Origin of the sequence: Gottfriedia acidiceleris (assembly GCF_004138285.1) — a bacterium.
GTDB classification, from domain to species: Bacteria; Bacillota; Bacilli; order Bacillales; family Bacillaceae_G; genus Gottfriedia; species Gottfriedia acidiceleris_A.
In genome coordinates, this window is the sequence record NZ_SCFN01000005.1 from 37,610 (window position 1) to 60,292 (window position 22,683).

Genomic DNA, 22,683 nt, shown 5'->3' on the forward strand with positions numbered 1-22,683 from the left:
GAATATTCTTCACTTTTTATCGAACTATACAAAATTATTATCATTTTTCACGAAATTCCCCCAACTTCTATTTTCGTAAAAATCGAGGTAAGTCAAAGGTAAATTATGGGGTATTCTACATTTTTTATCAAATTTTACCCAATTTATTATCATTTTTCACGAAATTCCCCCAACTTACATTTTTGTAAAAATCAAATTAAGACAAAGGAAAAAGGTACAATATTCTACATTTTTTATCAAACTATACTCAATTTATTATCATTTTTCACGAAATTTCCCCAATTTACTGTGCAGATAACCCTCAAGTATAATTTAGTATGGTCAGAAAATTGTTGAAATCTTTAGAAATATGTAAAATTTTATCGTTTAAGGGGGAGAAGAGAAATGAGACAGCGTTCAAGTAAGAGTATTGCTGCACTATCCGCGGCTGCAATTTTAATGTCAAGTGGTGTTCCAGCATTTGCAAGCGGAACGATAGCTAAAGCTTCGACAGAAAATCATTCAGGATTTGTGCTGAGTGGCGAAAAGCCAAAGGAAAAAACTGTTGCATCGCCTCTATTTGGTAGTGCAAAAAAGAATGATCCAACGGGTATGTATAAGGCATTGAATAAATCAAAAGATGCAACAATTGATCCAACAATTGATCCAAACAAAAAAGTGAGATTAATTGTTGAATTAAAAGATGCTCCTGCCAAAAATGCAAAAGAAGAGAAAGTAAAACGAAGTGGATTCAAAAAGTCACATGACAAAATAAAGAAACAAATTCGTCAAAAAGGAATCAAGGGTAAGGTTCGTCATGATTATTCCATTGGTGTTAATGGTGTAAGTATTGAAACAGAGTATAAGAATCTAAAAGCCATTAAGAGGCTACCAAATGTAGCGAATGTTCGAGTAGCGCGAACATATGATCATGAAATGGTTTCTAGTAAGGCAATGGTGAATGCACAACAGGCGTGGGAAAAACACAACTTGCAAGGCGAAGGAATGATTGTAGCGGTTGTGGACACTGGAGTGGATTATCGACACCAAGATATGAAACTAACCGAAAAAGGGAAACAACAAGCTCGTTTAACGAGTGAAAATATAAAAGATAAACTAGCTAGTACGCCGGTAAACGATCAATTTTTCACTGATAAAGTGCCAACAGGGTATGACTGGGCGGATAAAGATAGTGATCCGATGCCAGGCGAAGAGGCCCATGGAATGCACGTCGCGGGTACAGTCGGGGCAAACGGTGATGAAAACAACAATGGCGTTGTAGGAATCGCACCAGGCGCGCAAATCCTTGCGGAAAAGGTATTTCCAGATGCAGGTGGCGGAGCTTCTGAGGATGATATCATCGCAGGGATCCAACATGCTGTAGAGATGGGCGCGGATGTTATTAATCTTAGTTTAGGTTCACCGGCAGGTTCAACGGATGAAGCAATTGCTCCAACCGAAAAAGCCATTCGAAATGCTGTTGAACAAGGTGTTGTTGTCGTAGCGGCTGCAGGTAACTCCTTTTATAGCACGTATAACACTTTGGGATTCCCGCAAACAGTTACACCATATGCGGATAATCCAGATATCGGATTAGTCGGTTCACCGGGTAATAGTCCTTATGCACTTCAAGTTGCATCGTATGAAAATGATCAAATCCGAATCAATCAGATGAAACTGTCTGACGGATCAACTTTTGGCTACCAAAAACTAAACGCTGATATGGTTGATGCATTAGGTTCGGACAAAGAGTATGATTTAGTGTATGCAAATCAAGGGACAACAGCGGATTTCAACGACCTTAAATTGGCAGGAATTGATGTGAAAGGAAAGATTGTTGTCTTAAACAATAACGGTCCGGTTCAAAACTTCGGTTCTTATCAAACGGGACCAGACACTCGGGGTGCAGCTGCCGTTATTCTAAGATCAACTTCTGACTATGCACAACAAGCGACTTATTTGGATGGCATTCCAATCGTAACAACAAGTGTTGTCGATGGGAACAAGATTATTAATCGACTAAAAAGTGGCGAAAAACTAAAAATGTCTTTCACCCATAATGGCGTGTGGGTCAAAAACCCAATTTCAGGAAAAATGTCTGATTTCTCATCATGGGGAACACCAGAAGACTTAACGTTTAAACCTGAAATTACCGCTCCTGGTGGGAATATCTATTCAACCGTTAAAGACAACAAGTATGATATTTACAGTGGAACGTCCATGGCGTCGCCACACGTAGCCGGAGGAGCTGCATTAGTGCTTCAAGCATTAAAACAGAATGGCGAAAAGAAAGACATGGCAACAGCGCTAAAAGCGAAAATTATGTTGATGAATACATCAAAAATTCTGACTGATTCAAGTAGCACAGCAAATACGCCTTACTCGCCTAGAAAACAAGGCTCAGGGATGATGCAAATCGATAAAGCAATCGAAACACCAGCTCTTGTTTATAACCGTGACACCACGCTCGAAAAAGCAGGGGCAGTTGCGCTGAAAGAAATCAAAGGGAACACGACAAAATTCAACCTAACGCTCCAAGCTTTAAATGGCGAAACGGTACCAGATACGTTAGATTATACGGTCTATGTTGATGTGTTAACAGATGAGAAACAAAGTAATGCATTCGATCTTGACCATGATGGAACGAATGATCATTTCAAAGACTCATTAACCATGAAGACGACGAGAGTGTCAGGCGCTAAAGTGTCACTGTATGGCGATCCGATCTCCAACACGTCAGGCATAACGGTTCATGTTGATAAAGGGTCTAAGCAAACACTAAACTTCCAAATTGATTTATCAAATGCGACGAATCTGAAGCCAAATTCGTTCCTTGAAGGGTTCGTTCGCCTTGTACCGAAGAATCAAGACATCCCTCAATTAACTGTCCCGTATATGGGATTCGTTGGGGATTGGAATGAACTAAAGAATATCGATGCGCCAGTTTATGGAAATAGCGATAATTACTTAGGGTATACAGCGATTTGGGATCAACGTTCAGAGGACACACCGATGGGGTATGTGAATGGGAAAATCAATCCTGACCGACTCGCTGAATCACCAAGATCAACGATCTATGGACCATATGTGTCATTCACAGCCTTAAGAAATCTAAGCAAAGCCGAAGTATATGTAGAAGATAAAGATGGAAACCGTGTCAAATACATCACAGATTTTAGTGATTACGTAGATGAAGTAGGTGATCCAATCCGTTTCACCAAAAACATCTTTAATGCAGGCGATTATGCATACAAATTGGAAGGTGAATACTGGGATCTGACGGATGAAACCGGAAAAATCGTGCCAGATGGCGACTATCAGATGGTCATTAAAACAACATTAGACAATGCTGGTGCAACACCACAGATTGTAAAAATGCCAATCAAAGTCGATGCAAGTGCCCCTGTTGCTAGCAATCTTCGAGTGACGCCATTCACTAAAAATGGCATCACGAAGTACAAAGTAGAATGGGATGTAAAAGACAATGATAACGGTAGTGGTTATATGGGTGGAATCGTCTATGTAGACGGTAAACAGGTTACTGGAGTGGAAGCTCCTGCCACATCAAGTCATACCTTATCAACGTACTCAGTTGATTTAGATTCAAATCCAGAAAGCGTAGCGATTCGAAACATTGATAACGCGTATAACTTTAGTTATATCGAATATGGAAAACATGTGAATAATACTGAAATGTTGATTAATTCAACCTATTATGAAGGAAATGGACCAAGTATTCCGAAAGATACACCTGTTATTGTCAATCAAAAAACACCGATTAGTATTTCTTCTTTTGCCTTAAAGAAGCTTGATTGGACAGTTAACGTGAAGGATTCAGATGGGAATGTCGTTGATTCGACTTCATTCAAAAACAAGGACACGCTTTATGGGTTAAAGTGGTATCCGAAAAAGGACATGCCGGATGGTCAATATACCATTAATATTGAAGCTGTCGACGAGCTCGGTTTTAAAGTCACATTAGATCCAAGGAAAATCTCGGTTGATAATCACCATTCATTTGTGTTTTCTGATGCGTGGGGATTAGTAGAGGGATACCGATCAGATTACAGAAATTATGTCAACATTTATGCACAATCATCAACTGGAGAAAAATACCCAGCTTCTGAAATTTCTCCTTCTGGACTTTTCAGCATTCGTAATATTCCATTGTCGAATGATGAGTATGAGCTTGTCATTGAAGCACCGAATCATTTGAAGAGTGTACAGAAAATTAAATTAAGTCAAACGTCTGCAACTGGAGAACAAATTGGGGTCGTAGCCATCAATACAAAAGATGCACAACCGATGTCTCTAGCGGGAGATGTCAATGAAGATGGCGTCATCGACGTTCTAGACGTGAAGAAGGTTGCTGATAAGTTTGGTCAAACCAATGCACCGGCTACAATCCTTTACGTTCCTGAAAATCTAAATGCCGATAATATAATAGACGCAAAGGATATGGAAGTCTTATATAAGAATCTATATCAAAAAAATGCTGATTCAACTTTAACTCCGCAGGAAATGGTTGATGGTCAATACAGTTCAGATATTTGGAATGAATTAAATATTCCTATGGAGATCAATACATTAAAGAGCGCTTCAGTAACCTCTGATAAAGTAGCACTTAACTGGTTGTCTCCAGTGGGCGCAACGCAAGTGAAAATTGAACAATCGAGTGATAATGGATTGACATGGAGTGCTGCAAACACAGAAAAACAAGTGACGCCGATCTCGAATAGTGCAAAAGTAACTGGATTACAAATGGGTGTTTCTTACCAGTTCAGATTGAACGTAACTGGCGGTTTGAATGAGGGAATTTCAAATGTTGCCAAAGCAACTACAGGAATAAAAGAATACGTTGTGTCATTTGATTCACTTGGTGGTAGTGCTGTAACGAGTCAAACAATTAAGGGAGTTGGAACTGCTACTGTGCCAACAGTACCTACAAAAGAGGGTTACACATTTGGTGGTTGGTACACAGATTCAGCTTGTACAACACCTTTCAACTTCTCGTCACCTGTAACAGATACGATGACACTTTATGCGAAGTGGACAATTATTCAGTCAACGGTGAGATTTGATACAAAAGGTGGAAGCTTAATTAGTAGTACGAAAGTAAATTACAATACTGCTATAACGAAACCAGCTAATCCAAAAAGAGTAGGTTATACATTTGGCGGTTGGTATACAAATTCAGCTTGTACAACACCTTACAACTTCTCGACAAAAGTAAAAAATAACATCACACTTTATGCGAAGTGGACAATTATTCAGTCAACGGTGAGATTTGATGCAAAAGGTGGAAGCCTAATTGCTAGTAAGAAAGTAAATTACAATACTGCTGTAACGAAACCAGCCGATCCAAAAAGATCAGGTTATGTATTTAAAGGTTGGTATACAAGTACAGCCTACACAACTAAATATGACTTCAAAAAAGCTGTCACAAAAGATGTTACACTTTATGCGAAATGGACTGCTATTCCATCTATTATCGTAAATGGTAAGAAAGTATGGTTAATTGAAGCGAACATTCCTTCCGTTGAACAAGCAAAAACGAAGTATGGTATTCAATTCCTACAAGCAACATTAAACAAGCTTGGTTATGGTAAGTTAGTCGTAGACGGTAAATTAGGAAAGGGAACAACAGATGCAATCAAAAAGCTTCAAAAAGCGAGCGGCTTGAAACAAACGGGTATTTTTGATTCAAAAACAAGAACTGCATTAGTTGCAAAAGTTAATAAATTAATAAATTAATAAATTAGTAAATTAATCACATAAGAAAAGGTAAATTTCTCGATATGAGAAATTTTCCTTTTTTTAATCACGTAACTCAATCTTTTAAAGTATTAAAATTTGAATATGGGGGATTGAAAATGCTAGGTAAGAAAATCAAAAAAGTTTTGAGAAGCAAAATTGTTGCTTTACCTTTAAGTGCTATGCTCTTGGTAAGTGCATTTGCAACACCAATTGCAATGTCTGCTCCAACGGCACATGCCGCACAAGTAACACCACAAGGCATTGATGAGTTAACGCCGAAACCATTTGTAGCTTCTGAAGTACAAACAGCCAAACCGGTTGGTGCTACATCAAATATGGATTTATCGGGTGTCGTTGGAACTGGGAAAGTAAGCCTTCCTAATATTGCACCAGACGGTACGCTTACTTGGACTGGTTCATACCAACTAAGCGACATTCCTGCTGGTCTAGATTATGCAAATGCACCAGTTTTCTTTAAAGCACCCGCAGGCACAAAAAGTGTACGATATTACGATTCGAATGGTGCGCTTCAGAGGTTATATACTACATCGGATACGGCGTTTTCAGTCGTTTCAAATGATACCATCTCGTATATTTTAGTCCCTATTACCTTATTCAGTCAGGGAAAAGTTGAAAAAGTCACTGCTCCTCGATTTGTTTTTTTGGATCAAGACAGTGTGGCGATCGCAACAAAGACGTTTAAGTCAGATGGTTATGTGCCAGGATCCGTTTTCTTAACAGGTGATGTAACGTCGAATGCATCAACTGCTGGTGCAACACCTGAAAACATTGCAAAAATGGATCTATCAGGTGTTGGTAGCAAAATCAGTATTAATTCGATCAGAACATCAAACATTACAGGTCAACCTGGAACCATCGAATGGAAAGGTTCTTATTTGCCAAACGATATTCCTGTTGGTTTAAATTATGCAAATGTGCCCGTTTTCTTTAAAGCGCCCGCGGGAACAGTCAGTGCGAAATATTACGGTTCGGATGGCAGCTTGTTAAAAAGTTATAGTACGGATGATCTTGCGTTTTCAGTTGTGTCGGGTGGGAATATCAGTTATATTTTAGCTGGTATTACACTAGCGATTGACGGCAAAATTGAAACGTATACATCACCAAGAATTGAATTTACCGATGCGAGCGGTAAGATCACGACGAAGAAATTTCGTTCAGATGGCTTACTAACTGGTTCAAATTACGTAAAAACGGATACAGCAACCAATCCTTCGGCAATTGGTGCACCGATCCCTCCCGATATGGATTTAACAGGTGTTGGGAACAAAATCAGTATTAATTCGATTGTCGCAGGTAGTGGAGTCATCAATTGGTCTGGAGATTACCTTGCAGGCGACATCCCTGCTGGTTTGAAGTATGCAGCTGTCCCAGTTTTCTTTAAGGCACCAGCGGGAACAGTCAGTGCAAAAATGTTCGGTTCAGATGGAACTGTCTTGAATACGTATGACGCTAATATCACTGCAAATTCGATCGTATCAGGCGGAAACATCACTTGGGTTTTGGCGCCGATCAAACTGTCCAATGATGGCGCAAATGTTATTTACAGTAATCCTTCATTTGAATTTTACGATGCAAATGGTCAATTGATTGACATTAAACGATTTAAATCAAATGGTCAATTACCATCGCTTCCAAAACCGATTACGATTCATACCATTCAACCGAAAGTCGGGGAAGTGATGGATGCTGGCTTAAACCCAGTCGCCAATACATCACTTGTTGTCAAATGGTCAACTGATAATAAAGTGACTTGGAAAGACACAGATGGACTTTATCAACCAGTCACTCAGTACTGGACTCGGTATGTTTATACGGCAGACAGAGGGTTTAAATTTGATTCAACCATCTCTAAAACAAATATTACTGTACCTCCATCTCCAGCAGTTGTTTCGTACTCAGTCATTCCATCATCTGTGAACAGGGACAGTGATACTCTAACAATAGATGTAAAGTGGGCCGTAACAGGTTCATTGCAATTTGTGGATGGTGTATCAATTGGAACAGCAGCACCAGTTGCGGGAGCGGAAATGGCGGACGGAATCAACACAGTCACAACTGGACTAGCTGCAACACCAACTGTCACATGGTCTAAAAACGATGGTGCTTCATGGTCTGCAGCAAGCGGAAACTACGCAGGAGCAACAACATACAAAACAAAGTATGTGTATACGGCTGAAACTGGCTATTCATTTAACGAAAATTCAACGGTAACAGGTGTAACGGGTGGCGTAGTCGACTCGGTTGTTCGTTCGGGCCCAATGAATAACATCCTGACGATTATTGTGACATGGAATCCAACAGAAGCAGCAACATTATCAAGCATCTCTATTGCATCACCACCTTACAAAACTGATTATATTGTTGGTGATGAACTAGATATAGCGGGCTTACGAGTGAGCGGACTTTATTCAGATACTTACACACGTTTTCAAACGATCACAATGGCGAATATTAGTGGGTTCGACCCTTCGAAAGTTGGAACACAGACGATTACAGTAACAGTTGGTGAAAAAACAGCGACATTCGATGTAACGGTCAGTCTTCATCCAGATCAAGTAGCTGCAAATGATGTCATTTCAGCGATCAATGCATTACCGACTACGATTACATTGAAAGATAAAGAAGCAGTAAATGCTGCAAAAACAAAATACAACGGGCTAACATCAGCACAAAAATTATTAGTAACCAACTATTCAAAATTAACTACAGCACTAAGTGTGATTGCAAGTCTTGAGAATCAAGCAGCGGCTAAAGTAGTTATTGATCAAATCAATGCGCTAACACCTACGATTGCAAATAAAGCCAAATATATAGCAGCTCAAACTGCTTACAACGCGCTTTCTGCTGACCAGAAAAAGCTAGTTACTAACTACAACAAAGTCACATCTGGCTTATCAATAATTGCTGGATTAGAGAAGATTGCCGCTGACAAAACAAAACCAGTCATTTCTGGTGTTGTTTCAGGTAAAACTTACAAGGTTGGAACGATCGTTAAATACAGTGACAATCTTGGAATCAAATCTGCATTGTTAAATAATAAGACTTTTGTAAGTGGTACAGCTATTAAAGTAGCTGGAACTTACACACTTGTCGTAACTGATAAGAATAACAATGTGACTACAGTTAAGTTCACTATTAAAGCAATACCTGCATTGCCTACCATCAATACAGTAACGACTAAGTCTACGTCTGTAACAGGTAAGGCTGAAAAAGGCTGTACGGTCACTGTAAAAGTAGGTATAAAAATCTACAAGGCGGTAAGTGTAAGCTCAAATGGAACATACACTGTGAAGATTACAAAGCCAACGAAAAATACAGTCATCACTGTCACAGTCAAAGATGCTTTAGGACAAACAAGCACTAAGACATACAAAGTTACAAAATAATTGAAACCACAAACGATGGAAAATCCCAAATAGATTTTCCATCGTTTTCTTTTGTTAATACGGAGGAATGATTCAAACGGATTTACCAACAATTAATAATGAATGACAAAGTAAACCTCTCAGAAAACTGAGAGGCTTTTTTTAGTAGTGTGAGTTTTTAGGTTTCCACAGGAGCAGGCTATTTAAATAATAAGAAAATCTTAAGATTTACATTGAGAGGTTATTAAGATTTTACTGATATCATCCTCTTAACATGAAAAATAAAGAGGTGATACAATTTTGAAAAAGGTAAATAGGAGAGAATGGACATGAACATATTAGTTTGCGATGATGATCAGTCAATTGTAGAGGCTATTTGTATTTATTTAGAAAATGAAGGATATAGCATGTTCAAGGCTTATAACGGAGTAGAGGCTCTAGAGACTATCGAAAACCAGGAAATCCATCTCATTATTATGGACATTATGATGCCTAAGCTAGATGGAATTCGAGCTACGATGAAGATTAGAGAAAATTATAAGGTGCCCGTCATAATGCTGTCTGCGAAATCTGAGGACTCGGACAAAATTTTAGGCTTAAATTTAGGTGCAGATGATTACATAACAAAACCATTCAATCCATTAGAGCTAATCGCACGAGTTAAATCGCAATTACGGAGATATACAAGCTTAGGCAGTCTTGAAACTAAGAGTAGTTTATATCGTAGTGGTGGGCTCTTAATTGATGATGAAAGCAAAATTATCACAGTTGATGGGGAAGTTGTACATCTTACTCCCGTTCAGTATAAGATTGTAAAGCTCTTGACTGAAAATGCAGGTAGAGTATTTTCCATTGAGGAAATTTATGAAAGAGTATGGAACGAAACGGCTTTTAATCCTGAAAATACAGTATCTGTCCATATTCGAAAAATTAGAGAGAAAATCGAAATAAATCCTAAAGAACCAAAATATTTGAAGGTGGTGTGGGGAGTTGGATATAAGGTCGAAAAAATATAGTCATTCGCTAACAACAAAAATAATTGTTTTTACAATAGTCGTTCTATTTTTTTCAGGCATACTAAAATCTATTGCGAATATGGAGGCTTTAACTGACGATGATTTTGGAATAGTCTTTGAAGATAATTACTTCCTTAGCAAATCCTATATGCAAGAAGTTGAACCTATTATTAATAGCCTGACTCAATTAGTAGGTGAGTATAAGAGTGAAGAAAATATTTCAAAGGGTGGAGCATTTAGCACAGAGGATATGAGGACAATTGAAGAATCTTTATATCTTGACTTTATGGCAAAGTCGAAAATATATAATCCTAGCTTAAGTGAAGAAGAAAACTTTAAAAATTTTAAAGAAGCTTATGCAAAAGAAATTAATCAAGCAAAGAACCAGATGATAACGGATGATTTAAAAATATATCAAGGTTTAATGCAAATTTTAGCTCAAAACAAAGATTTATTATATTATGCCAGTGATGGTATTAATGAATTTACAAATAATACGTTAAAAGGTCAATTCAAAACGAACCCTTCCTATATAATTTATAAAGATTATAAAAGAGAAATTTATCCAGCAGAAATTGAAAAGAATAAGCGTTTTAATTGGATTACCGAAAATTTAGATCAGTTAAATGCAAAAAATATGGAAGTTTCTATGGCGTTCACACAAGAAGCTTTAGATCAAAAAAGTAAAGAATGGAAAGAGGATAAGGCAATTGCAACGAAAGCATTTATTCTGTTCATAACTAGTTCAATCGGATTTTTAGTATCTCTAGCATACTTAGCACTTATTATTGGTAGAAAATCATTTAATGATCGAGAACTACATTTAAATGCAATTGATAAATTATTTAATGATATTAACGTAGTACTGCTAATAGCTCTAATTTCCTCTTGGGTAGCATTAGTAGAAATGCTGACAATTGAAGTCATTAATAAGTTAGTTTTCTTCCTTACGGTACCGTTTTTAATTGTAGCACTAGTGCTGATTCTATCATTAATAAAACATATTAAAAATGGAACACTGATAAAACATACTTTAATCTATCTTTTATTAAGTAAGCTTTTTACATTTATTAAAAATGTCTATAGTAGTGGCAGTACTGGTGTTAAAACAGTACTTCTAGTAGTTGGTTACCCAATCTTAATTGCGTTAACATTTTATATATTCCCAATCACAATTGGCTTTGCGGCATGGTTTACGTATAAACAAATTAAAAAATTCAATGCGATCAAAGAAGGGGTCGGGAAAATAAAAGCAGGCGATTTCCATCACCGTATAGAGGTAGATGGGAAAGGTGAGTTTGTCGGTCTTTCTGAAAATATAAATAGCATAACAGATGGCTTGAATACTGCTGTTGAACGGGAGCTAAAAAGTGAGAGGATGAAAACAGAACTCATCACGAATGTATCACATGATATAAGGACACCACTGACTTCAATTATTACGTATGTCGATTTATTGAAAAAGGAAAAGGACCCTTTAAAAATAGAACAATATGTTGAGGTTTTAGATCAAAAATCACAAAGATTAAAGCTATTAACCGATGATTTATTTGAAGCAGCAAAAGCATCTAGCGGAACGATGCCTGTTCAACTAGAACGGATAGATATTTTATCTTTACTAACTCAGGGTCTAGGAGAAGTAAATGAAAAAATTGAGGCTTTAGATTTGGCATTTAAAATAAACCATCCTCAAGATAAACTTTATGTTGCAGCAGATGGAAAACTATTATGGAGGTCCGTAGAGAATTTATTATCAAATATATTTAAATATGCACTTAGAGGATCAAGGGTATATATAGATATAGAAGATATAGGTAATGATATACTTCTTACTTTCAAAAATATTTCTGCTTATGAATTAAATATATCAGCTGATGAACTAATGGAACGGTTTAAAAGAGGCGATGAATCGAGAAATAGCCAAGGTAGCGGTTTAGGTCTTTCAATAGCCAAAAGTCTTATTGAAATTCAAAAAGGACAGTTTTCAATTCAAGTTGATGGTGATTTATTTAAGGTGATGATTAGAATGCCAAAGCATAATCATTTGATTGCTTAATCAAATATAAATAATAATTAGCACTTCATTTTCATAATGGAGTGCTTTTTTGACATGTTTATTAAAGAGATAAGTTGGTAATCACGAATCATGCAAAAATCTAAAAAAACAAAGTATACTTTATATAGAAAAAATAGTACGACTAATTTCAATTAGGAGTGATCTACATATTGAGGGGAAACGTAAAAAGAATACTTATTTCATTATTAATAAATCCAATTTTTTTAGTTGGATACTGGATTTTTGGACAAAAGTTGGCTTCAATATGCAAGTATGGAAGCCTGAATAAGAATCTTCCTATTTTACTACTATTTATAGTAATCTTAATATCAGTTATTGTGTTTACTACATTAAAGATTATAAAAAATAGTGAGTATAAACCTAAACTAACAGATTTAAGAGTATGGAAATCTATTTCTATTATTATTTTTATAGCAATTACATTATTTTATGGGTTAAATATTTATAAAAGTTCAACAAATTTTGGTGGTAAACTAGCTTGGTATATCGAGCGATTAAAGAATGAAAGGTCAGTTAAATTTGAACATAACAATATTTATAAATATGGAGTAGAAGGTATTTTTGAAGATATAAATAAAAAAATTACCTTGCCAAAAAAATTATATATCGTCAATAATTTTTCTATTAAATTTAATTCAGATGGAAAAATTACATCATTATATACATTTATCCATGGGACAAATGACAATGGAAAAGAAGAAACCTACCTAATAACTTATGGGGAAAATAAATCACAAAATATTACTATAAGATTAAACGGATATGCAAAGCCTGACTATAATGAAGATAAACTAGTAGAACCTTTAATTAAAACAGTAAATGTTATTCCGATTAAACAAACCGTTAATAAGTGGAACGAGAATCAGTACGGTTTGGTCTATTACGGAAAAAGAAATTGGGAATACAATACAAATGGCATCGTTAATATTGATAAGGATGGAAAAGAATATAGTCTGGATGAAGCAAATTCTGAAATAATAGGCTATACAGTATCTTTATTTGTCCCTGGAAAGGAAAAAGTGATCACACCTGTTAGATATAACTTAGTAGGTGATCCAAGTTGGAGTAAGCCATCTACTACTCAAAATCAAGTAAACTCTAACGAAAAGAAAAATGAATTAAAGAATACTAACGAACAGTTTTATCTATCTAAAGAGGTCGGATATAAATTAAATGTTGCTGATAAAGCATTGGGAAGCACATTTTATTCATTAAGTAAGACAACGGATGGTGGAAATACATGGACTGTTATTAATAATGACCCATACAGCGGAACAGTAGGAGGCGCCTCTGGAGTAGTCTTTTTGGATGACAAGCTCGGATTTTTAGGAGCAGTTAATCCTTCTGGTAATGAAGGAACCTTATATCGTACGGATGATGGAGGCATTTCTTTCAAAAAAGTAAATTACTCTCCTCATGAAGTAAAGTTGAATAATGGACAGTCTATAAAACCTTTTGATACCCCGAGTATGCCTTTTGAGATGGACGGATTTTTAAGTATGTTGGTTGGTCAAGGTTCAGATGGAGATTATAACGGTAATAGTAGCGAACTCTATCAATCAGAAGATAAAGGACAAACATGGAGATTTGTGAAAGAGGTTATAAAATAGGCACTCTTAGTCAAACAGTTAATTCTATAAAGAACATAAAGAAAGATCTCTCAATTTTTTTTGAGAGGTCTTTCTTTATGTTCTTTACTTGAGTAAGTAGATTAAGAATTACTAATTTATCCCAAAGAATTGAAATTATCAAAATTAGTAGAGTAACAAGTTGCAAATTCCCCCAAATACATTCCGATAAAATACCCATGTAAAACAATGAAAAAAGGATATTACTCCAAAATTTTAACAAAATATGACAAGATTTTCTCTCCATTTTACGCTAAAATTCCCCAATTTACTGTCCTTATAACCCTCACTTATAATGAAGAATGGCGATATAATTGTCGTAAAATTTTTAAAAATATTAAAATTCTGTTATTAGAGGGGGAAATGGTTAGGGGGGAATAGGGCTTTTGCTCTATATATTAAACTAATGGAAGGAATGAATAATATATGAGACATCGTAAAATGAAAAAGATGATCATGTCAACATTTCTTGCAACTTCTACGCTGCTAGGCTACACGGTTCCGGCGTTTGCCATGACTAGTGGATCATCAGCTGAAAAAACTATTCAGACACAGCTGACTAGTAATAGTAAAGTTGACTTGAATCAAGCGCAACAATTGCAAAATTTATACTTAGAGAAGATTAAATTTGACCCAAAGTTGTTGGACTCATCAAAACAATTAGACTTAATTGTTCAGTTTGATGTGGATCCGGCTGCAATTCAAATGTTGAACCAACAAAAAAATACCTCATCAGCAAAATTTTCGGTTAATCAAGAAAGCACTAATGAAGTTACACTTGATAGCGCTAAAGCAGCTGTCAATGAAACTCACAGTAACTTTAAGAGTTTCGTAAACAGTGAGTCTAGAGCTTTGAAAGACGCTGGCGTAACGAACCAAATTAAAATAGGAAGAGAGTTTACTCAAGTATTTAACGGACTAGCTGTCAAAATACCTAAACAATCTCTTAATAATCTATTGGCACTACCATATGTAAAGAGTGTTTTTCTCAATGTTAAGTATGCGCCAATTCCTGCTTCACAGTCAATTGACGCACCTGCGAGTGTTACAGGTGATGGAAAGGTATCCGAGAAAAAGGCGGACCCAAATTTGCTGCCAGTTATTCGATCAGATCGTAGTAATGGTCAATCAACAAGTGGAACTTCTGAACAACCTGCTGCAAATTCAGGAAATTCATTCACTCCGAATGGTACTGTACCACCTCCAGGCCCAGAAGGCCCACAATCGGGTGAAACGGCAGTTCTTGATTGGTTGAAAATTCATGATCTCCAAAATGAAAACATTACAGGGAAGGGCGTAAAAGTCGGCGTTATTGATACAGGACTTGACTATAACCATCCAGATTTAGCAGGTGAGTATCAAGGTGGAAAAGATTTTGTAGACAATGACAACGACCCAATGGAAACGGTGTATTCTGACTGGTTAGCCGCGAAGAATGCGAATGATGCCCTACCTCCTGAGCAACAAGACCCATACTTCCCGACGGATTACCATAATTATATTACTTCCCACGGAACTCACGTTGCTGGAACAATTGCAGGACAATCACGTAACAACTCTCCATATGCTCTTAAAGGTGTTGCTCCTGAAGTGCAGTTATATGCATATCGTGTTTTAGGTCCTCATGGTGGTACTGATGAGGCAGTTATGGGTGGGATCGAACAATCATACAAAGATGGATGTCAAGTGATTAACCTATCACTTGGTGCGCCAGTTAATGATTCGTTATCTCCAAATGCTGTTGCGATCAACAATATTACTGATCTAGGCGTAACAGCTGTTATCGCTGCCGGTAACTCTGGTCCAGGCGCTGCTACATTGGGAACCCCAGGTACTGCTGCTAAGGCGATTACCGTTGGCGCGATTACGTATCCGAAAGAGGTTCCAACATTTGACATCCATTCATTTGGTGAAACGGGAGAAGAAACATTTACTAATGTGAATACTCGTTTAGTTGGAAGAGATTTTACGGAAACAGATACTAAGCTTAGCGATTCAACTCAGTATGACATTGTGGATGCTGGATATGGTACCCCTGCTTGGTACGAAGACCTTCAAAAGAAAAACATTATCGTTAAAGATAAAGTTGTACTTGTAAAGCGTGGTGCTGCACCAATCAACGAGCTTATGATGTATGCGGCTGGACAACATGTTAAAGCAATGATCTTGTGGAATCCGACCGACATTCCTGGTCTTCTCTTTGATGATCAAGGTTATTATCCATTTTATCTTGGCGCATCAGGCGGTTCAGTCTACACGTTACAATTAAGCACGAATGACGGACCAAAGTTCTATAATGCGTTTAAAAATGGTACGATCAAAAAGTTTTCTGTTAGAAATGCTGCAAACTACAAGATGGGTGGAAATACGCTAGCGGACTTTAGCTCGACGGGCCCAGTTTCAGGAACACTTGCAATCAAACCTGACGTTATTGCGCCAGGTGTCGATATATTCTCGACTGCTCCTTATGATATTTGGGAACCAAACAATAAAGACTATTCGAATGCTTACCAAACGATGTCTGGTACATCAATGGCAACTCCACATGTTGCAGGTATGGCTGCATTGATTTTGGCAGCTCACCCGAACTATAAGCCCGAGGATGTAAAAGCAGTATTAATGCAAACTGCAGACCCGATTAACACACAAAAAAGTGTATACCAAATCGGTTCCGGTAAGACGGATCCTTATCAAGCTGTGCATACGGATATGCTATTTAAAGTGAAGGATTATATTCAATCACGCTCGTCATTAGATGATTCATCTAATTCAAATATTATTAGCGTTACAAATACAACTTCTTCATTCTCGTTTGGCTATACAGCGCGTCAAGAAGATGGTTCAGTGATGAAAACAGGTGACTTGTATATTACGAATAACAGTAATGCTACAAAAACCTTTGACACTTCTAGCGCTTTCTTTAAGGATACGTTAGTGAAAAACGGACAAGATGGTACAACTGAAGGTGCTAAAATTAGTTTAAGTGATGCATCTGCACCGGGGGCAGAATTAACTTCGATCACTGTTCCAGCAGGTAGCACGGTTCATCTTATCGCAAAATTCACTACGCCTACTTCGGCTGCAAGTGGTTTTTACGAGGCGTATATCAACTTTGTTAATTCAACTAGTTCTACTGAAACCTATCGCATTCCTCTTGCAATAAACATTCAAAGTAGAGGTGTAGATTTCAGGATTGCACGAAAAGCAATTACACTTAGTGGTAATAAAAACTTTAATCCGAATACGTACGCAGTTACCCCGCAAACCTACGCGGGAATTAGAGTGAAAAGTCCGATTGACCCATTATTTGGCCTTAAGCTTTATGTCATGGATATAACGGGCAAAAATTATATCGGTTTTATCACGGCGCTTAACACTTCTAGTTTAGGTCTAGGGAATATATCGTATGTACCTTTTATGCTAAATGGATCGTATTTACCTTACAGTACTCCTATTTCTAAGGACGACCCTAATCTGACTTTGAAGCTTACTCAACAATCGTCAACGGCAAAAATTGCTGACGAAGGTGGGTATGTCATTCAAGCTCGTGCATTAGACGCGTCTACTGGGAAACTTTATGAAGTAAATGATACAGTTTATATTGATAACACTGCTCCGACAGTTCAAATGGATGAAGGTAGCAAACCGGGCATTTATGAGATTGACCCTAACGGTCCAATGACAGATGGTGCATTAAAATGGTTCTCAGGAAAAGCGTACGACTCGAACATTGATTATATGAAAAATGTTGGTCACGAAACATTAGCCCCTGCGCCACCTGTCTATGACACCGATACAAAAGTGAGCCAATCTTTAGGTAAAATTGATGGGATGCTAGGGGATTCTAACTCAGCACCGTATGTTAATTATTTCTTAGATATGAATGAAGATGGAAAATTTAAATTTGGGATTTCAAAAGAAGACGTTATAAATACGGATGCTGATTCTCAAAAAGAAAATTATGGGACACAGTTCAGAATTTACCCTGAAGATTATTCCTATGCAGGGAATCTTGAAACACAAGGAAAATATTATTACTTTGTTAAAAAGGGCAACGAGTATGTAGTTAACAGATTTGCTCGTCTTGATACACCAGGATCGACAACGTTAAATGGCATCGACCCAGCATTCCTTGCTGACAAAACGTTAATCGCAAAAGGTGATAATTTTAAATCAACGCTAAATATTAAATATCCTAAAAATGTTGTAGGTGCGAAGTTCTATATCGATAGACTTGATTTTACAGATATTATGGATATTGACTTTAGTGCACAATACAAAGCATTTTTAGCATCTAAAGGAATTACAGCTGATAAAAATTGGATTCATAAAGACTTGGACGTAAACGGTGATTTTATGTTCAATTTCAATCTCCCTGAAAGTGTTCAAGCTCAAGGTGTATTGAATTCGGCGGATACTATTAGTGATGGCACTGCAAAGGAAATGCCGATCCTTGACATCACTTACAAAGTTACGAATGATTCAGGACTGGATACAATGTGGCTTGTTGGATCAGGTAATATTCCTGAAATCACAACGTACAGCGATGGTAAGACCGGAATGGATCGTGTCCCAATTTTCCAAGATAAGTTCCTTCACATTAAAGGTGGGGCATCTATCTACGGTGGTATTAAACCAGAAGGATTCCAAAACTATCCGACTGCGCCTAATGTATACGGTATGTCAACACCGATAACAACAAAAGACTCAGGTGTTGAGATTAAATTTGAAGATCCGAATGCAGGTGGGATTAATTCTGTGATACCAATCGCGTCAGACCCAGCTAGCAGCTCTTCAAGTATAAACGAGGGGATCGTTCAGAATGGTTTATTTACAGCAGCTCTTCCGATGCAAGCAGGAGATAAACCATACAATTATACAATGAAAATGCCTGGACATTTATCTTATTACGGCAAATTAGCCGTGAATTCAGCAGGACAATATGGCTATTCAGCAGGAGGAAACTATTCAGTTCCTAGTGCGGTTATGCTTGCGGGTGATGTAAACGGTGATGATGTGATCGATATGAGGGACATTGAGGCGGAAAGTACTGCATACAATGACTATGTTGCAGCACCATCAACTTATTCAAGAGCAGCTGATTTAAACTTTGACGGTTCAATTGATTATACTGATTTTGAATACATCGTCAAAAACTTTGGCAAATACAATACAACCGCTCCTAATGCAGATGCATTAGCAGGAACGATTGTATCAACAACGAGCAAAGAGATTACATTAACTGGATTTAATAAGTTACCTAGCGGTTCAGATTTATCTGCTTTTAACACTGTCGTAAAACCAGTACCATATATCAAAACAAGCGACAGCACTGCTTTCGTATATTATGGAAAAGTAAATCCGTTTCAATTATTTTCTGTCAAATACAAAACACCTGATGTATTTAATGCTTCTACCCTTACGCAAATCGAAGATGTCGCTTGGAGAACAGCATTAGAAGGTAATGGTGGACAAATCTTAATTGATGGCGTTGACCGAAAAGCAGCGACGAATATCTATAACGGCGTTTCAACCAATTCGATTGTGAGTAAAGTTGTTTCTGGTAAAGGACAATACGAATTTGATCCATCGTTGTTCCAATCACCAGGAATACACACGATTGTGTTTAAAGCGCCAGGCTATATGGATCGTTCTCTGAAATTTAGAATGTTAGGTGGTGCGTTTACTTCTAGCTTTAACCTACTCGCGCCAAATAATATCACAAGCATTGGAAAAGCAGTAACTTATAGTCTTGCAGATGGGACAGGTTCAACAGCTGCGCACTATCGTGATATTTGGAAGCCAAATATGACGTCGATTACGGTAACTAAGCCAAACGGTGATGTTGCTGTAACCTATGCAGGAACGGAACTTGAGGCACTCTTTAATCAAGTAACGCCGGCAAACGCAACAACATTTAACTTTACAATCCCAGCAGGTGTTTTCTCGACACCATCAGTATTCGACGGATTAGGATTTACTGATTGGAAGATAACGATTAATGCAGACAATTACAGTTCGTATACATTCTATCAAAGAATCAATGCGTTCTCAGCTCCAACGTTGACAGCAGAATCAAATCGATATTTTAATGATGGCAATTCAAATCCGATTTCGATTACGGCTGGTACAACAAACGATACACAAGCGTGGAGAGATGCGATTACAGCTATACAAGTTGGTAGCACTACGATAGCAAGAGCAGATTTCGAAACGAATAACATCACTTTAGGTGCTCCTGGAACGCCAATTAAGATTAATAAATCGTTAATCACAGCACCAGGAAGCGTAAAAATCAACATCATCGCACCGAATTACCAAAATGCGACAGTTGATCAACCTTTCTACAAACAAGGGATAACACTTACAAAACCAGCAGGCACAATCTATGCTGGAAAAGACTTAGTGATGACATATAATCCTAGTACAGCAGCATCTGATTGGATATCTGCAGTGAAGGCTGGTGGCGATATTAAATTTGGCACATCAATCAAAACGAAAGTTAACGTTGATGAAACAGCAGGAACAATAACAATTCCATATAATTTGGTAAGAACTGATGGTGGTGGTGCAGTTTCAAGGAATTTAAGTGTGACAGCTCCAGGATATGCTGACACGATTATGACTGTAACTGTTACACCTCAAACTGCGCCTGTGCTTACGCTTTCTGCGCCTACAGGAACACCGCAGTTTGGCGACACCATTACTTATAAGATTAACGGTGATGATAATCCACTGTGGAGAAGTTCAATTTTCCTTGCGTCAACATCAGATCAAACCGTAGACAATGGTGATGTGACAATTCAGATGTCATCAGTTATATCAGTCAAACCATATGTCACAACATCTGTAGCAAATGGTACAGGGGCAGTAACGATTGACGGGTACGTAACACAGTCGAATACAGTAGCGGGTAATAAGAACGTTAGGTTCAAATCACCATACTTTACACCAATTACAATTGCTCAACCATTTACTCAAAGAACGGCACCAACGCCTACTTTGACACCAAGTGGAATTGGTAAGCCAGTTATTGTGACAGTTCCGAACAATGCTGAAAACATGAGATGGGCAAATGCTACAAAAGCAGTTTCAGGTGATATTACGGTAGGAGGAGTATCGATTAAAGCGGGTACGACTATCTCATCTGATGAAAGAAATATCACGATTACAATGCCTGGAACTGCATTCCCAGCAACGGGTAATATTGAGGTCAAGTTTACAGCTTATTGCTACCCTGTTACGTCTGTAACTCAAGTAGTTAAGAATAATGCACCAGTGTTTGCATCAAAAATTGCTTATATTCAAGAAGATACACCAATCACTACTAGCTACAATCAAGATTCAAATTGGGTTGCAGCGTCACCTGTTGTTTCACTAAATGGCAAAGTAGTTGATTCTGGCAAGTACACGCTTACAGCTAATGAACTGACATTTGTTGATAGATCTTTATTTAAAGACCTAGGTGAATATGAGTTTACAATTTCTACTCCTGGTTATACTGATACGTCATTTACGATAATCATTAGTGATGATTTGTCACATTTGATTTCGGCAACATCAGACAGCAATGGAAAAATTGATCCAGAAGGCTTCGTTTCGGTAAAACATGGATCTAACCAAACGTTTAAAATCACACCGAATACTGGTTTTGAGATTGGAAGCGTTAAGGTTGATGGGCAAGAAGTAACAGTAACAAATGGCGAGTACACATTTACAAACATCACGAAGAATCATTCAATCAATGTAACGTTCAAACAAATCGTTCACATCATCACGGCAACAGCTGGAAGCAACGGAATGATTAGTCCGAACGGTAGAATTGCTACGAATTATGGAACGAACCAAACGTTTACAGTCACACCTTATGAAGGTTATGAGGTTGCAACGTTTAAAGTAGATGGTGTGGATGCACAGTTAACAAACAATACGTACACATTTACGAACGTAACGAAAGATCATACGATTAATGTAACGTTTAAACAAATCGTACACACAATCACAGCAGCAGCTGGAAGCAATGGGACGATCAGTCCAAGCGGTAATGTTTCTGTAAATTATGGAAAGGATCAAACATTTACGGTTACACCGAATAAAGGCTATGAAGTTGCTACATTTACTGTTGATGGTGTGAATGCAAATCTTACAAATAACTCTTATACGTTTACAAATGTAACAAAAGACCACACGATTAACGTTACGTTCAAGAAGATCGTTTACACAATCGTAGCATCAGCTGAAGGCAATGGAACGATTAGCCCAAGTGGTATACTTTCTGTAGATGAAGGAGCAAATCAAACATTCAAAATTACACCTGATAAGGGTAACTATGAGGTTGCAACATTTAAAGTAGACGGAGTAGCTGCACAGTTAACAAATAATACTTACACGTTTACGAATATAACAAAGAATCATACAATCAGTGTAACGTTCAAACATAAAGGAAGCAGTGGAAAGTAATGGCACAAATAGCACGGGTCGGTAAAGCTTCAGCTATTGATGGAGCAAGTAAATCGTTCAAGAAAAAATAAGTGCCGTTAAACAATTACAAAATATATGTTTTCGAATGAGGAATTAAAGGGCTCATTTTGAGTCGCATTAGGCTGTCGGGACTTTCTCGACAGTCTCTTTTTTTGTGTACAAATCAATTAAGTCGGAGTAAATTTAGACTAAAATTTGGTTCAATTAAATAATTTTAAAATAATAAGCAAATCTTTCCTTCAGTTATTTTATACTGTTCACGAGACAAAGTTAAAATAAGCGCTTACTATATAAAGGTAGGGTTCATTAACTAATAGTGAATTAGAATTTATTTTTCTAAAATAAGGACCTTAATGATA

General features: G+C 37.3%; 6 protein-coding genes. All 6 read left to right on the forward strand.

The annotated features are described in order from the left end of the window. Positions 1-384: 384 nt before the first annotated feature. The gene (locus EP747_RS09030) at positions 385-5,733 is read left to right on the forward strand and encodes an InlB B-repeat-containing protein (RefSeq protein WP_129689584.1); all 5,349 of its coding nucleotides are present in this window, start codon (positions 385-387) and stop codon (positions 5,731-5,733) included. 119 nt (positions 5,734-5,852) lie between these two features. Continuing rightward, entirely contained in the window at positions 5,853-9,143 is a 3,291-nt protein-coding gene (locus EP747_RS09035; protein WP_165346942.1) for a bacterial Ig-like domain-containing protein, read from the forward strand. A 308-nt stretch (positions 9,144-9,451) separates the two neighbouring features. After that, positions 9,452-10,138, forward strand: a complete 687-nt coding sequence (locus EP747_RS09040; protein WP_129689586.1) for a response regulator transcription factor — start codon at positions 9,452-9,454, stop codon at positions 10,136-10,138. Beyond that, complete coding sequence (locus EP747_RS09045) at positions 10,113-12,194, forward strand: HAMP domain-containing sensor histidine kinase (RefSeq protein ID WP_129689587.1); 2,082 nt, start codon at positions 10,113-10,115, stop codon at positions 12,192-12,194. Before EP747_RS09040 ends, EP747_RS09045 begins: the two co-directional genes overlap by 26 nt. A 158-nt stretch (positions 12,195-12,352) precedes the next feature. Continuing rightward, the gene (locus EP747_RS09050; RefSeq protein ID WP_129689588.1) at positions 12,353-13,825 is read left to right on the forward strand and encodes a WD40/YVTN/BNR-like repeat-containing protein; all 1,473 of its coding nucleotides are present in this window, start codon (positions 12,353-12,355) and stop codon (positions 13,823-13,825) included. Positions 13,826-14,269: 444 nt separating this feature from the next. Continuing rightward, the gene (locus EP747_RS09055) at positions 14,270-22,303 is read left to right on the forward strand and encodes a S8 family serine peptidase (protein WP_129689589.1); all 8,034 of its coding nucleotides are present in this window, start codon (positions 14,270-14,272) and stop codon (positions 22,301-22,303) included. The last annotated feature ends 380 nt before the right edge of the window (positions 22,304-22,683 follow it).

What these genes read in the sequence shown, in the direction of transcription:
- EP747_RS09030 (WP_129689584.1), top strand. Translation starts at nt 385, where the DNA reads ATGAGACAGCGTTCAAGTAAGAGTATTGCTGCACTATCCGCGGCTGCA.
- EP747_RS09035 (WP_165346942.1), top strand. Translation starts at nt 5,853, where the DNA reads ATGCTAGGTAAGAAAATCAAAAAAGTTTTGAGAAGCAAAATTGTTGCT.
- EP747_RS09040 (WP_129689586.1), top strand. Translation starts at nt 9,452, where the DNA reads ATGAACATATTAGTTTGCGATGATGATCAGTCAATTGTAGAGGCTATT.
- EP747_RS09055 (WP_129689589.1), top strand. Translation starts at nt 14,270, where the DNA reads ATGAGACATCGTAAAATGAAAAAGATGATCATGTCAACATTTCTTGCA.